Source organism: Vibrio aquaticus, assembly GCF_003970385.1.
Taxonomy (GTDB): domain Bacteria; phylum Pseudomonadota; class Gammaproteobacteria; order Enterobacterales; family Vibrionaceae; genus Vibrio; species Vibrio aquaticus.
Window position 1 is genome coordinate 107,628 of sequence record NZ_RXZH01000002.1, and the last position, 14,566, is coordinate 122,193.

The 14,566-nt window shown below is 45.8% G+C and carries 13 protein-coding genes; 10 read left to right on the forward strand and 3 right to left on the reverse strand.

Features of this window, described 5'->3' with window-relative positions; genetic code table 11:
• Window positions 1-12: 12 nt before the first annotated feature.
• From tsaB to rnd, 6 genes are all read left to right on the forward strand, one after another.
• Window positions 13-714, forward strand: coding sequence for a tRNA (adenosine(37)-N6)-threonylcarbamoyltransferase complex dimerization subunit type 1 TsaB (tsaB, locus tag EJ063_RS06460; protein ID WP_126573213.1), 702 nt, complete (start codon window positions 13-15; stop codon window positions 712-714).
• Window positions 715-748: 34 nt separating this feature from the next.
• Window positions 749-1,051, forward strand: a complete 303-nt coding sequence (locus EJ063_RS06465; RefSeq protein ID WP_126573214.1) for a chromosome partitioning protein ParA — start codon at window positions 749-751, stop codon at window positions 1,049-1,051.
• A gap of 19 nt (window positions 1,052-1,070) precedes the next feature.
• Window positions 1,071-1,625 carry a Slp family lipoprotein gene (locus tag EJ063_RS06470; RefSeq protein ID WP_126573215.1) on the forward strand — a complete coding sequence of 185 codons (555 nt, stop codon included), beginning with the start codon at window positions 1,071-1,073 and terminating at the stop codon, window positions 1,623-1,625.
• Complete coding sequence (locus EJ063_RS06475; protein WP_126573216.1) at window positions 1,625-2,479, forward strand: alpha/beta fold hydrolase; 855 nt, start codon at window positions 1,625-1,627, stop codon at window positions 2,477-2,479. Before EJ063_RS06470 ends, EJ063_RS06475 begins: the two co-directional genes overlap by 1 nt.
• Window positions 2,480-2,587: 108 nt before the next feature.
• Entirely contained in the window at window positions 2,588-4,285 is a 1,698-nt protein-coding gene (gene fadD / locus EJ063_RS06480; RefSeq protein ID WP_126573217.1) for a long-chain-fatty-acid--CoA ligase FadD, read from the forward strand.
• A 96-nt stretch (window positions 4,286-4,381) separates the two neighbouring features.
• Window positions 4,382-5,497, forward strand: coding sequence for a ribonuclease D (gene rnd, locus EJ063_RS06485; RefSeq protein WP_126573218.1), 1,116 nt, complete (start codon window positions 4,382-4,384; stop codon window positions 5,495-5,497).
• Between the two features lie 87 nt (window positions 5,498-5,584).
• Here rnd and EJ063_RS06490 read toward each other — a convergent pair whose 3' ends face one another.
• Complete coding sequence (locus EJ063_RS06490) at window positions 5,585-7,132, reverse strand: SulP family inorganic anion transporter (RefSeq protein WP_126573219.1); 1,548 nt, start codon at window positions 7,130-7,132, stop codon at window positions 5,585-5,587.
• A gap of 309 nt (window positions 7,133-7,441) precedes the next feature.
• Window positions 7,442-10,399: a ribonuclease E gene (rne, locus tag EJ063_RS06495; protein WP_126573220.1), complete on the reverse strand. Its 2,958-nt coding sequence runs from the start codon at window positions 10,397-10,399 to the stop codon at window positions 7,442-7,444.
• Window positions 10,400-10,970: 571 nt separating this feature from the next.
• Between rne and rluC the strand changes: the two genes are divergently transcribed.
• Window positions 10,971-11,915 carry a 23S rRNA pseudouridine(955/2504/2580) synthase RluC gene (gene rluC, locus EJ063_RS06500; RefSeq protein ID WP_126573221.1) on the forward strand — a complete coding sequence of 315 codons (945 nt, stop codon included), beginning with the start codon at window positions 10,971-10,973 and terminating at the stop codon, window positions 11,913-11,915.
• Window positions 11,916-12,067: 152 nt separating this feature from the next.
• Here the strand turns inward: rluC and EJ063_RS06505 are convergent, their stop codons facing one another.
• Complete coding sequence (locus tag EJ063_RS06505) at window positions 12,068-12,649, reverse strand: Maf family protein (RefSeq protein ID WP_126573222.1); 582 nt, start codon at window positions 12,647-12,649, stop codon at window positions 12,068-12,070.
• Window positions 12,650-12,797: 148 nt separating this feature from the next.
• Between EJ063_RS06505 and yceD the strand changes: the two genes are divergently transcribed.
• Genes yceD through plsX form a run of 3 tightly spaced genes read left to right on the forward strand, consistent with a single transcriptional unit; the run spans window position 12,798 to window position 14,561 of the window.
• Entirely contained in the window at window positions 12,798-13,325 is a 528-nt protein-coding gene (gene yceD, locus EJ063_RS06510) for a 23S rRNA accumulation protein YceD (protein ID WP_126573223.1), read from the forward strand.
• A gap of 30 nt (window positions 13,326-13,355) precedes the next feature.
• Window positions 13,356-13,526, forward strand: a complete 171-nt coding sequence (gene rpmF / locus EJ063_RS06515) for a 50S ribosomal protein L32 (RefSeq protein ID WP_004414666.1) — start codon at window positions 13,356-13,358, stop codon at window positions 13,524-13,526.
• 9 nt (window positions 13,527-13,535) lie between these two features.
• Entirely contained in the window at window positions 13,536-14,561 is a 1,026-nt protein-coding gene (gene plsX, locus EJ063_RS06520; protein WP_126573224.1) for a phosphate acyltransferase PlsX, read from the forward strand.
• Window positions 14,562-14,566 lie beyond the last annotated feature (5 nt).

The following is a 14,566-nucleotide window of genomic DNA, read 5'->3' on the forward strand; positions in this document are numbered from 1 at the left end:
TTTGAGATATCAATGAGTACTAAGATTCTTGCTCTCGATACAGCAACAGAAAACTGTTCAGTTGCTCTATTAGTTGATGACAACGTATATGTTCGTAGTGAAGTTGCACCGCGCGACCACACTAAAAAAATTCTACCTATGGTTGATGAAGTCCTAAAAGAAGCAGGAGTGACATTAGCTGAGGTTGACGCGCTCGCTTTTGGCCGTGGCCCAGGTAGCTTTACTGGTGTACGTATTGGCATTGGTATTGCACAAGGTTTAGCATTTGGTGCTGATTTGCCGATGATTGGTATTTCAACGTTAGAAGCAATGGCGCAAGGCACGTATCGTAAACACGGTGTAAGCCATGTAGCGTGTGCGATTGATGCCCGTATGAGCGAAGTGTATTGGGGTCGTTTTAGTCGTCAAGAAGATGGCACATGGACGCAAACTGATGCTGAGTGCGTGACACCGCCTCAAGCAGCGGCAGACAACAGCCAAGCTGATGAGCAAACGTGGTTTACGGCAGGCACTGGTTGGGATGCGTACAGCGAGCAATTGGCACAAGTAAAATTTGCAACTGAGAAAAGTGACATCTTGTTCCCTGATGCAGAAGACATTGTGCAGCTCGCGAAGTTTGAACTAGCGAAAGGCAACACTGTCGAGGCAGAAGAAGCCAGCCCTGTTTATCTGCGTGATACCGTGGCGTGGAAAAAACTGCCGGGCAGAGAATAACAAGATCAAGAGATCTTAAACTAAAGCGGATAGTATGGTTTCAATTAACGGTTTACCTCCTTCGGTCCCTGGCCCTAATCGAGCCAACAAGACCAACAAGAAGAATGAGGTTAAAAAGTCCGATGCGAAAACACCCGTTGGTCAACCCAGCAAGGTGGCGAACGCTGTCGCCCATTCTATCCGCCATGTTAACGAGTCAGATATTCATAAAGCACAGGTTCAGTACGACCTGCCTGAAGGCCGAGGAAGAAAGGCGATGGAAGAATATATGAATGTGATGACGCAAGCCAAACGTGATGAACTTTCAAATATGATCGGTGTCGATATCTATATCTAACCACAGGGGCTGCACTCCCATGATTCAAATCTTTTCTCGATGTTTATTGGTTATAAGTACTCTTCTCTTTGTCTCAGCATGCAGTTCGCTGCCTGACAACCTTAAATCAGACAATCCTAGCCTCATTACGGACTATCAAACTTGGCAACAGAGTCAATCCGAGCCTCAGCAAGTCAGGCTAGGTGGCATGATTGCTAATGTCACTAATCTCGAAGATAAAACACGTATTGAAGTAGTGAACCTTCCGATTGGTTCTTCTGCTAAGCCTGATATTAGCCAAGAGCCAAGTGGACGTTTCGTTGTTTATGTTGATGGGTTTGCTGACCCAGTGACCTTGTCTCAAGGGCGATTGATTTCTGTAATGGGTGAAAGCCAGGGTAGGGAGCAATCAAAAGTGGGTGAGTACACATATGACTTCCCGGTAATGAAAGCGAGTGGTTACCATTTATGGCGTATCGAAGAACGTGTGATCGTGTACGATTTTGATAGCTACCTGCATCCGTGTAGTGGCTTGTATTGTCGCGATGAGCGTTATGGCACCCGCCAAGGTAAAGTGATTCAAGAAGTAAGATAATGAGACACGAGACTTACCGCGATATGGCTAATGGGCAAATCGCGGCCATTGAATATGGACATGCTGAAACGGCCGAATTAACGGTCGTTTTTTTACATGGGTGGTTAGATAACGCCGCCAGTTTTGAAACCGTAATGACTCAACTGCATTCGCTTGATTCGACACTGCACCTATGCGCAATCGATTTCCCTGGACATGGCCTTTCCAGCAGCAAAAATGGCAGTTATTTCTACCCATTTCACGACTATATTGATGATGTTTACCAGTATTTGGTTAACTTATCGCCAAACAGACTGGTGTTAGTCGGTCACTCTCTTGGTGCTTTGGTTGCAAGTTGCTATAGTGCCGCCTTTCCTGAGCAAGTCATTGGATTGGCTCAGATAGAAGGGTATGGACCTTTGGCCGAATCGCCGAAAAATACGGTCTCTCGATTGCGGGAGGGCGTGTTGAGTCGCCAAAGAATCCGCAGAAAACCGACTCGCGCAATGCAATCTGTGCAAGAAGCAGTAGATAGACGAGCGAAAGTGAATCAAATAGAGGCTTCACTGATCGCACCTATCGTCCATCGTGGCCTAAAGGAATCCGATTTAGGCTATGAATGGAAACATGATGTTAACTTGCAAAGCCAGTCGCTCTACCGCATGTCGCAACAGCATGCTGATGTGTTCCGCCTGCATATTCGCTGTCCGCAACTCATTATCTTAGGTGAGCAAGGTTTTTCTCATTTGCAGTCTTTTCAACATGATGTATCAGACTCCAGTCAGGTCGAGATGATCGAAGGCGGTCATCATTGTCACCTACAAGACCCTTTTAGAGTCGCTAACCTAATTTTTGGCTTAGTTAACAAAATTTAAACAAGTGTTTGAGTGTTTCGTGCTCAAGCGCTGCGCCTGTGCTGTAATAGTCGACGTTATAAAAGTGCGTCTTTCGAAGGCAGCCAGTTAATTTCGAGGAGTTTTACCGTGGATAAACCTTGGTTATCACGTTATCCAAGTGATGTGCCTGAGCATATCAACCCAGACCAATACCCATCTTTGGTGGAAATGTTTGAACAGTCAGTTCAAAAGTTTGCTGATCAGCCTGCATTTGTGAACATGGGCTCGGTAATGACGTTCCGCAAACTGGAAGAGCGTAGCCGTGCTTTTGCAGCTTACTTACAAAACGATCTCAAACTGCAAAAAGGTGATCGTGTTGCGCTTATGATGCCTAACCTGCTGCAATACCCTGTAGCCTTGTTTGGTGTTCTACGTGCGGGTCTGATTGCGGTAAACGTAAACCCTCTTTATACACCACGCGAACTTGAGCATCAGTTGAATGACTCAGGCGCAAAAGCGATCGTGATTGTTTCTAACTTTGCGAATACGCTTGAGCAAGTCGTTGAAAATACGCCGGTTAAGCACGTTATTTTGACCAGCCTTGGTCAGATGCTACCGCGTGCAAAAGGGACGATCGTTGACTTCGTTGTGAAATACGTAAAAGGCATGGTTCCTAAGTACGATCTGCCGGGTGCAATTTCGATGCGTAAGGCGCTGCACAAAGGGCGTCGTCTACAATACGTGAAGCCATTTATGTCGGGTGATGACATTGCTTTCTTGCAATACACTGGCGGCACAACAGGAGTAGCAAAAGGCGCAATCCTGACTCACCGCAATATGATTGCTAACGTGATGCAAGCGAAAGGCGCTTATGGTCCGGTTCTTTCTGAAGGTCGCGAGCTTGTGGTAACGGCATTGCCGCTTTATCACGTATTTGCGTTAACCGTAAACTGTCTTCTGTTTGTTGAAATGGGCGGTCAAAACCTACTTATCACCAACCCGCGTGATATCCCTGGTTTCATCAAAGAGCTACAGAAATACCCGTTCACAGCGATCACTGGCGTAAACACACTATTTAATGCCCTTGTAAACAATGAAGACTTCCACGAACTGAACTTTAGCAACTTGAAGCTTGCCGTCGGTGGCGGTATGGCTGTGCAACGCGCAGTCGCTGACGGATGGAAAAAGACCACTGGAGTCCATTTACTTGAAGGTTACGGCCTAACAGAGTGTTCACCGCTCGTAACAGGTAACCCATACGATCTAACTGACTACACGGGTGCGATTGGTTTACCTGTACCGTCTACTGAAGTAAGAATCGTCGATGATGAGGGTAACCCAGTATCTAATACTGAAGTGGGTGAACTTCAAGTTCGTGGCCCTCAGGTAATGCAAGGTTACTGGCAGCGTCCAGAAGCGACCAAAGAAGTGATCAATGCGGAAGGCTGGCTATCAACGGGTGATATCGTTAAGTTCGATGATGAAGGCTTAATTCACATTGTTGACCGTAAGAAAGACATGATCTTGGTATCGGGCTTTAACGTTTATCCGAATGAAATCGAAGATGTGGTTGCTCTGCATGGCAAAGTGCTAGAAGTGGCCGCGATTGGTCAGCCGCATGAAGTGTCAGGCGAGTTGGTGAAAATCTATGTTGTTAAGCGCGATCCAAGCTTAACCAAAGAAGACATCATCGCACATTGTCGCCAGCACTTAACAGGCTACAAAGTGCCTAAGCTGGTGGAGTTTAAAGACGAGCTACCAAAAACCAACGTTGGTAAGATTCTTCGCCGAGTGCTTCGTGAAGAAAACGATGCTAACCTCGCGAAATCTGCTCAGGAACAATAGAGTAACCGCAGCAAGACTAAGCGAATAATGATAGAATGCCGACAATTACCTGTCGGCATTTTTTATGTCCGTTAAACCGCTCATAGTGAGAAGTTAGTGAACTATCAAATTATTACCCAAGCAGAGCAGCTAGAAGCTGTTTGCCAAAGTGCTCGAAACGTTGATGTTGTCATGCTCGATACTGAGTTCGTACGCACCCGTACTTACTATCCGCAGCTTGGTCTGATTCAGCTCTATGATGGTGAAACGCTATCCTTGATTGATCCGACAGTGATTGATGACATGAGTGCTTTTTCTGCGCTGCTGAAAGACACATCGGTTCTTAAAGTGCTGCATGCCTGTGGTGAAGATTTAGAAGTGTTCAACAACAGCTTTGGTTGCTTGCCTTACCCAATGGTCGATACTCAGCTGATGGCTGCATTCCTTGGCCATGGCTTATCAACAGGCTTTGCTGCGTTGGTTGAAAACTACTTGGGTGTTGAGTTAGATAAAAGCGAATCACGTACTGACTGGTTGGCAAGACCACTATCAGAAAAGCAGCTCGAATATGCGGCGGCAGATGTGTTCTACCTGCAGCCATTGTATGAGAAGTTGTTCGAGAAAATCACCCAAGCGGGCTGGTGGGAAGCGGCTCAACAAGAAAGTGACTTAGTGGCGTCTAAGCGCATCAAGAACGTTAATCAAGAGATGGCGTACTTGGATGTGAAAGGAGCGTGGCAGCTTAAACCTCGTGAGTTGGCGATTCTAAAGCCGCTAGCAACTTGGCGACTAAAAGAAGCACTGCGCCGCGACTTAGCGCTGAACTTCGTTTTCAAAGAAAACGATTTGCTGACGATTGCCAAGCAGGGGATCCAAAATCGTAACCGCATGGAACAAGAGGGCATGGATCCTCGCTCTGTACAGCGTCACAGCACTCGTATTATCTCGATTGTGAAGTCTGCAAAGATGACACCAGTCGATGAGTTCCCAGAGCCAATAGAGCGCTTAATGGACATGCCTGGCTATAAACAGAAATTCAAAGTGCTGAAAGATGAAGTCAAACGTGCTTCTACTGCAAGTGGACTAGCGACAGAGTTCTTAGCGTCTAAGAAGCAGCTTAACCAGTTAATGAGTTGGGTATGGAAGAAAGACCGCGATCCTGCCAAGTTGCCGGATGTGATGCAAAGCTGGCGATTAGAGTTATTTGGTGAAAAGCTAAATAAACTGCTGTAACTCTAAATAGTGAGTTTCTAACAAAAAATTCAGATACAAAAAGGGCTTCCAATTGGAAGCCCTTTTTTAGTATTGCTTTAATAAGTCTTAGCTAGACATAACCTTATAGATTGGGTCTTCTGCGTCATTCACTTCAACTAGGCTACCTGCTTTATGCAGTGTTTTCACACAATCCTGGCTTAGGTGGCGCAGGTGCAGTGTTTTTCCAAGTGCAGAGTAACGTTCCGCGATGGTATCGATCGCTTCGATGGCTGAATGGTCAGTGACTCGAGAGTTAGCGAAATCGACGATGACATCTTGTGGGTCGTTTGGCGCATCAAATAGCTCAAGGAAGTTTGCTGTAGAGCCAAAGAATACAGGGCCGTTGATCTTGTAGACTTTAGAGCCTTCTTCGTTAGTGTGCGTATCCGCGTAGATATGCTTAGCGTGCTGCCATGCAAACATAAGCGCAGAAGCGATAACACCAACAAATACGGCAACAGCAAGGTCAGTCAGTACTGTAACCACAGTGACTAGCACGATAACAAAGAAGTCTTGCTTCGGTACGCGGCGCGCAAGCTTGAACGTTGCCCATTCGAATGTACCAATTACAACCATAAACATCACACCAACCAGTGCGGCTAGTGGGATCATTTCAATCAGAGCAGAACCGAATAGGATGAACATTAAAAGTGCAACCGCAGCAACGATACCCGATAGACGACCACGACCGCCTGAGTTTACGTTGATCATTGATTGACCGATCATCGCACAGCCACCCATTGCACCAAACACTGAACACGTCATGTTTGCCATGCCTTGGCCCACACACTCACGGTTAGACTGACCACGGGTATTGGTCATTTCATCAAGCACAGTTAGAGTCAGAAGAGACTCAATTAGGCCGATAGCCGCCAGGATGATTGCGTAAGGAAGAATGATGTAAAGTGTTTCAAGCGTGAATGGTACCGCTGGAATTGAGAACGTTGGTAGAGAGCCTGCAAGTGTCGCCGCTTCATCACCTGACATCGTACGTAGGAAGTCAACTACAGTGCGCGTTTCAAGGTCTAGGCCAACCACTAAAAGAGTTACCGTAACAATCGCAACCAATGAAGATGGTACTGCTGTTGTCAGCTTTGGCAGGAAGTGGATGATACCCATAGTTAGTGCAACAAGACCCAGCATTAACATCATTTGATCTTGTGGCAACCAAGTCAGTGCACCCGACAGATCTGGCGCTTTAAATTGGCCTAGCTGAGCAAGGAAGATCACGATAGCAAGACCGTTCACAAAACCGATCATTACAGGGTGAGGGACGATGCGAATAAACTTACCAAGTTTAAATACACCTGCAGCGACCTGAATGATACCTGCTAGCATAATGGCAGCAAAAAGGTATTGAACACCATGAGTGGCAACGAGAGAGACCATTACAACGGCCATCGCACCTGTTGCACCAGAAATCATACCTGGACGACCACCAAAGATAGACGTAATAAGGCCGACGATAAATGCTGCGTAAAGACCAACCATTGGGTCAACGCCTGCTACGAATGCAAACGCAACCGCTTCAGGAACCAGAGCTAACGCTACCGTTAGACCTGATAAAACATCATTTTTTACAGAGTGTTTAGAAAATTGAGGAAATTCAAACATATTTGCTCAGTTTGGCTAAGTGTTTAAGGGTTCTGAATTGTGTTTAGTCGCGCTGGGCAAAATGCAATGTAAAAGAGCTGGGGGACTAAATTATGACCATGAAGAGGATTCTCTAATCAGGTCGACAAAACAGATCGAGTCGGCGCATGCTACCGAAAAGTGTGATTAAGTTCAAGAATGAACCAGATATTGACCAATATTTGTGACAACTTGTTATCCCCATGACAAACCGCATTAAGCATTTATGCTTGAAGATAAAAAAACAGCCTCTATTAAGAGGCTGTTTCTATTTGGTCAGCGTATGCGTAATTAGAACGAAGGCTTCGTCATTACGGCACCGGCTTGGCTGCGAGCGACTTGGCTACCTGCACCACGTGATTCATAGCGTTCAGCTTTGAATGGTGCGGCATTCACAGTGATTTCTTTCATCTCTGTGCTGCCCGGTGCTTTTGCCATAGCGGCAGAGGCATGGCCTTTGAAGCTTTGAGGAACAACAATGTCAGAAGTCACGACTTTCGCTTCTTCAACCTTTGGTGCTTCTTCAACTACGGTTTCAACAACCGCAGGAGCTTCAACCACTGCTGGCGCTTCAGTTACAGGCTCAGGTTTTACTTGAGGAGTAACAGGAGCCGTCACTTCAACTTCTGCTTCAACAACAGGCTGTTCGCGACGAACAATCACTTTACCCATCGCCATCTCAGGGCAAGCAAAGCCGCCTAGAGTTGCTACCGTTGTTTCTACCTGCGTTTCAACCGCTTCTACTTTCTCTGCCTTCGCTTTGTGTTTCGGTGTTGGCTTAGTGATACCGTAGCTTGGCATTACTTTGCCCATCGCCATCTCAGGAGAGGCTACACCACCTTTACGTAGGCGGAATGGGTTAGGGCGGCGATCGCGACCACGACGACGGCGTTGACCACTTGCACGTAAGTGACGTGGTGAACGACGATTGCGGCGTTGTTTCGGTTGCTCTGTTGATTCTTCAGCGTTTGCTTCTACTGCTTTTTCTTCCACAGTGTCTGCTTTTGCTTCTGTTTGAACCAGTTTCGCTTCTTCGTCAGCTTTCGCTTTGTTAGCTTGGTCTTTAACACGTACTTGCTTAGTTAGCTTGCGACGTTGACGACGCTCTTTAACTTTTGCCGCTTTCTCTTCAGTGCGCTCTTTACGTGTGTCTGGCTTTTCGCTGGTTTGAGCGTCTGCTGCCAGTTTTAGACCTTCTTCAGCTACCTTACTTGGCTTAGCATCGTCACGCTTGTTACGGCGGTCTTGCTTAGGCTTACGGTTTTGCTGTTTACGCTCGTTAGGCTTCGCTTCGCTCGCAGCTTCATCGCGATTGTTTTTGCGGCGGTTGTCGCGTTTATCATCACGATTTTCGTTGCGATTGTCGTTACGGTTATCGCGGTTGTTACGGCGACGGTTATCGTTACGATTGCGGCGGTTACGGTTATTGCGGTTACCTTCGCGGCGCTCTTTAGTTTTTTGTTCTTCTTCTTCTTTCTTCTCTTCTTCTTTTTCAGAAGAACCGAATAGGAAGCTACCAAGCGCTTTAAAGAAGCGGCTAACCAAACCAGGTTGAGTCTCTTCTTCTGCAACTTGTGGTTTTGCCTTCTTCTCAGGTGCTTTTGCGACAGGCGCAGGAGCAACAGGAGCCGGTGTTTGGCTAGGAGATGCGAAGCCTTTTAGTGCAGGCTCTTCAATCTTCTTAGGTTTTGCTTCTACTTCTACAGGTTCACGACCTTCCGCTTCTTTCATTGCTTCCAGTTTTTTCGGTAGCAAGTAAGAAAGCAGATCAAACTCTTCGCCTTCACGAACACGGATCACATCGAAATGCGGTGTTTCCATGTCTGAGTTAGGTACAACCGTGATTTTAACTTCTTGGTTCTTCTCAATGTGGTTCACTGAGCGACGCTTTTCGTTCAGAAGGTAAGAAGCAATAGGAACAGGCACAACGGCAAGAACTTGAGCCGTATTGTCTTTTAGAGCTTCTTCTTCAATCAAACGAAGAACAGAAAGAGCCAGTGATTCGTTATCACGTACAACACCAGTACCTGTACAGCGAGGACAGATGTGGTGGCTTGCTTCAGCTAGAGAAGGGCTTAGACGTTGACGTGACATTTCTAATAGACCAAAACGAGAAATTCGGCCGATTTGTACACGTGCACGGTCCATGCGAACAGAATCGCGTAGACGGTTTTCTACTTCACGTTGGTGACGAACTGGCGTCATGTCGATGAAGTCGATAACCACTAGACCACCTAAATCACGCAGACGTAACTGACGAGCAATCTCTTCTGCTGCTTCTAGGTTGGTATTGAGTGCTGTTTCTTCGATATCGCCGCCCTTTGTTGCACGAGCAGAGTTGATATCGATTGAAGTAAGTGCTTCCGTTGGGTCAATAACGATCGAGCCACCAGAAGGTAGGCGAACTTCGCGTTGGAACGCTGATTCGATCTGACTTTCGATTTGGTAGTGGCTAAACAGCGGTACTTCGCCATCGTATTTTTTAACACGGTTTACGAAATCAGGACGTACAAGGCGGATATGCTCAAGTGCGCGTTCGTAAATCGTGTTGCTGTCGATAAGGATTTCGCCAATATCACGACGTAAATAGTCGCGAATTGCACGAACAATCACGTTACTTTCTTGGTGAATCAAGAAAGGTGCAGCGTTAGAGTCAGAAGCTTGTTTGATTGCGCCCCAGTGGTTCAGAAGCACGTTTAAATCCCACTCTAGCTCTTCAGCACTCTTACCAACACCAGCTGTACGAACGATCAGACCCATGCCTTGTGGCAGTTCTAACGTGCTTAAAGCCGCTTTCAGTTGAGTGCGTTCGTCACCTTCGATACGGCGAGAAATACCACCGGCACGAGGGTTGTTTGGCATAAGAACTAGGTAACTACCTGCGAGAGAGATAAACGTTGTTAGAGCAGCGCCTTTGCTGCCACGTTCTTCTTTTTCAACTTGTACGATTACTTCTTGGCCTTCAGTAAGCACTTCTTTAATGCTAGGACGGCCTTGATATGTGTAACCTTCAGGGAAGTATTCTCGGGCAATTTCTTTAAGAGGGAGGAAACCGTGTCTTTCTGCACCGTAGTCAACAAAAGCCGCTTCTAGGCTTGGTTCGATGCGTGTGATACGTCCTTTGTAGATATTTGCTTTCTTTGATTCATGACCAGGGCTTTCGATATCCAAATCGAATAGACGCTGACCATCAACTAAAGCAACACGCAACTCTTCTTTTTGAGTTGCGTTAATTAACATTCTTTTCATTGATAAATCTCGTTGTCATTTTTTGTTTTTGTTCTTGTCATTGCAGTCGCGTTCATGGTGCCTGATCCCATGGCTTAATCGTTTGCAGCCTCCCGGCTGGAGGGATGCTCTCGGGCACTTCAGTCTCACAAGCTTTTCTCGTTCAGCTTGTAAGCCGCATTGTGGCGGTAAATACTCAACATGTGAGCGACGAGTAGGTGACAAGACTGCTAACCTCGAAAATGTCTTACGCCGTATGCAGCATTTTGGTAAATTAGCGAGCTACTCAAACTATTGCTCAAATATGGGGAGGTTTGTTTAAAATGCAACCAACTCATATATTGCAGGTGTGAACTATAGCAGTACCCACTAAACTCAGCAATCTGCTTTATAATAAATCAGAGAAAAAGCCGTTTTTGATGAGGCTAAGTGCTTGTTTTAAATCTGCAATTGAGCGGATTTTTGAAAATTGTAAATAAAACGGTGGATTTTTATCCGTAGCGGATTTGAGATTCAGTCTTATTAACGCTATTTTCCATTTTGTTGCTAAGAAAATGTGATTCTGCGCAACTTTGGGTGTTAGAATAAACGCATGAGTGAAATTAGAACAAAAGTCCAATTCGTCGACATTGACGAAGATATGGCCGGTCAGCGTATTGATAACTTCTTACGTAACCAGTTAAAAAGCATCCCGAAAAGCATGGTTTACCGAATCTTGCGTAAGGGTGAAGTCCGCGTAAATAAAAAGCGCATCAAAGCTGAATATAAGCTTCAAGCGGGTGACTTGGTTCGTATCCCACCAGTCACGATTGAAGAAAAAGCAGAAGAAGTCGCTCCGAGCACGAAACTGAACAAAGTTTCTGAGCTTGAGAACAAGATCATCTACGAAGATGATCATATGCTTATTCTCAATAAACCTTCTGGTACCGCAGTTCATGGTGGCAGTGGCCTTAAGTTTGGTGCCATTGAAGCCTTAAGAGCACTTAGACCAGATGCTCGTTTCTTAGAGTTGGTGCACCGTATTGACCGTGATACGTCGGGCATTTTGCTGGTGGCTAAAAAGCGTTCAGCATTACGTCACTTGCAAGCTCAGTTTCGTGAAAAGACGGTTAAAAAATTCTATTTTGCTCTCGTCATGGGGCAGTGGAAGAACAACTGCAAGGTGGTGAATGCGCCTCTGCTAAAAAACGAAGTGAACAGCATTGTTCGTGTGAACCCGAAAGGTAAGCCATCGGAGACTCGTTTTAAGATCATCGAGAAGTTCGCTCAGGCGACTTTGGTTCAAGCGAGTCCTATTACAGGCCGCACACACCAAATTCGTGTTCACACGCAGTACACCGGCCATCCAATAGCTTGGGATGATCGATATGGCGATCGCCGTTTTGATGCATACACCGGACAAGTTGGGTTAGATCGTTTGTTCTTACATGCGGCGAATATTAAGTTCCAGCACCCGTCCAATGATGAGTGGATGGAGATTAACGCGCCAATGGAAGCTAGATTAGAGAAAGCCTTGGCTGGTTTGCGTAAGCTATAAAGCGTCATTCCTTAGAGTGACGAAGGAGCGAGTAGGGAATCTCTTGAGGTTTTCGACTCGCTTCTAGAGATCCTCAACTCTTTCGTTCCTCACTCTCGAGGATGACGGCAATAGCTGAGGTTGGAGCGTTACGTAGTTCCACCCTCACTATATTAAAGCACCTCAAACCCTTGCGCTTCGAGCATATCAATCAAGTCGATTAACGGCAGCCCGACTAGCGTATTAGGATCTTTTCCTTCTAAACGCTCAAACAATGCAATACCCAACCCTTCGCTTTTAAAGCTTCCCGCGCAGTAAAACGGTTCTTCTTTATCGACGTAGTTAGCGATTTGGCTGTCTGTCAGGTTTCGAAAATGCACAGTGAAGGTATCAACTTTTACATCTGTTTGTTTCGTGCTCGAATTATAGATTGCTAGGCCGGTGTAAAAGGTAATCGCTTGACCACTTTGTTGTGTCAGTTGCTTGATGGCTTTTTCTCGAGTGAGAGGCTTACCAATGATCTCACCGTTGATCACACACACTTGATCACTACCGATGATTAAACTCGGACGCTCAATTGTGCACGATTGAGCTTTTCCAGCGGCTAAGCGCTTGACTAACTCGAGTGGTGTTTCGTTTTCGAAAGGTGTTTCGTCAAAGTCTGGAGAAGCCGTTTCAAACTTAATTGCCAATTTATTGAGCAGTTGTTGACGGTATGGCGATGTCGACGCTAAAACTAGTTGGTAATTCTGCATTTTAATTTACAATCTGTTGGCGGGTTAGTGTGAGCTTAATCGATATTATGGTTGTGATACTAGCTCTCTCGCTGGAAAGGAAAAAAAGTACACTTTTTTGCCCTTTTTCTTTGACTATAAACGATTTGGAAGATAGAATTCGCGCCCTATGCAAAAGGTAAAAATACCGCGTACGATTGATCCAACACGCGCAGCTCAAAAGCGACTAGATGTTGAAGGTATTATTCAAGTTAGTCTCTTTAAGCGTTTATTGGAATCAGTTGAAGGCGTTAAACGCGACGCCCAAGTGTCACTGTCATTTGACTTAGATGAGCAGCGACTCGTTGTTATCTCTGGTAAAGCTAACATCGTAGTCGACGTAGAGTGTCAGCGCTGTAATGAGGTTTTCGCACATGAGTGCGATGTCCAATTCACCTATACACCGTATCGCGGTGAAAGGACTGAAGAGGAAGCACCGGAAGAGTACGATTTGGTAGATCTGAACGAGTACGGTGAGTTAGACCTAATACAGTTAGTTGAAGACGAGTTCATTCTAAACTTGCCTCAAATTGCAATGCACGATGAAGCGGACTGTAGCGTTGATTCAGATAATATGGTGTTTGGTGAGATTCCAGAAGAAATTGTGGAAGAAGAGAAGCCGAATCCATTTGACGTTTTAAAAAGCTTAAAGAAGTAATTCTTTAATACTTACATAGGAGTAGGGTCAATGGCCGTACAAAAGAGCAAGAAATCACGTTCAATGCGTGGCATGCGTCGTTCACACGATGCCCTAACTACAGCAGCACTTTCTGTAGACGCAACTTCAGGTGAAACTCACCTACGCCACAACGTAACTGCTGAAGGTTACTACCGTGGCAAAAAGGTTATCAACAAGTAAGGTTGACCTTTGCAAAATATAACCGTTGCACTTGATGCAATGGGCGGGGATTTCGGTCCTCGCGTCACAGTGCCTGCCGCCGTGCAGGCACTGTCGCATTTCCCAGAGCTAAAAGTAACCCTAATCGGTGATCATACCGAGATCACGTCTCAACTCTCATCTCTTGGCGTCCAAGCTCATCCTCGTTTGAGTATTGAACATACAGACCAAGTGATTTCAAACTCCGAAAAACCTTCTCTTGCTCTAAGAAAAAGCCAAGGCAGTTCAATGGGTACGGCTATCGATTTCGTTGCCAATAACCAAGCAGATGCTTGCGTCAGTTGCGGTAATACTGGGGCACTGATGGCATTGTCTCGCTTTAAGTTGAAACTCCTTCCTGGAATAGAGCGCCCAGCCCTTATCTCTGCATTGCCGACCGCTTCAGGCGGCCGCACTTGGATGCTTGATCTTGGCGCGAATGTTTCTAGCGATGCAGACTCGTTATTCCAATTTGCGGTCATGGGCAGTGCCCTGGCCGAGCAGTATTTAGAGCGACCACCCAAAGTCGCGATTCTCAACATTGGTGCTGAAGAAATAAAAGGTAATGATCTTGTCAAGCGCTGTGCTGAAATGCTGTCTCAGACTCAATCGGTGAATTTTGTCGGCTATATTGAAGGAAACCAATTGCTTCACGATGCGGCCGATGTGGTGGTTTGTGATGGTTTCGTTGGAAATGTGTGTTTGAAAACGTGTGAAGGGACCGCCCAATTATTTATAGATAAGTTGAAATCACACATGATGGCCTCATCTATAAAGGGTTGGATTGCAAGAAAATTATTTTCTAGCTTATTTAATGAGCTAAAAACCTTGAACCCCGACCAGTATAATGGCGCAAGTTTGCTAGGATTGCGCGGCATTGTCATAAAAAGCCACGGAAGTGCTGATGTAGACGCCATCATCAATGCAATTGGTGAAGCGCTACATGAGGTCAAACGACAAGTACCAAACCGTATTAGCGATCGTTTGGAAGCGGTTTTACTCGAGAGGCATTATTAGTCTTC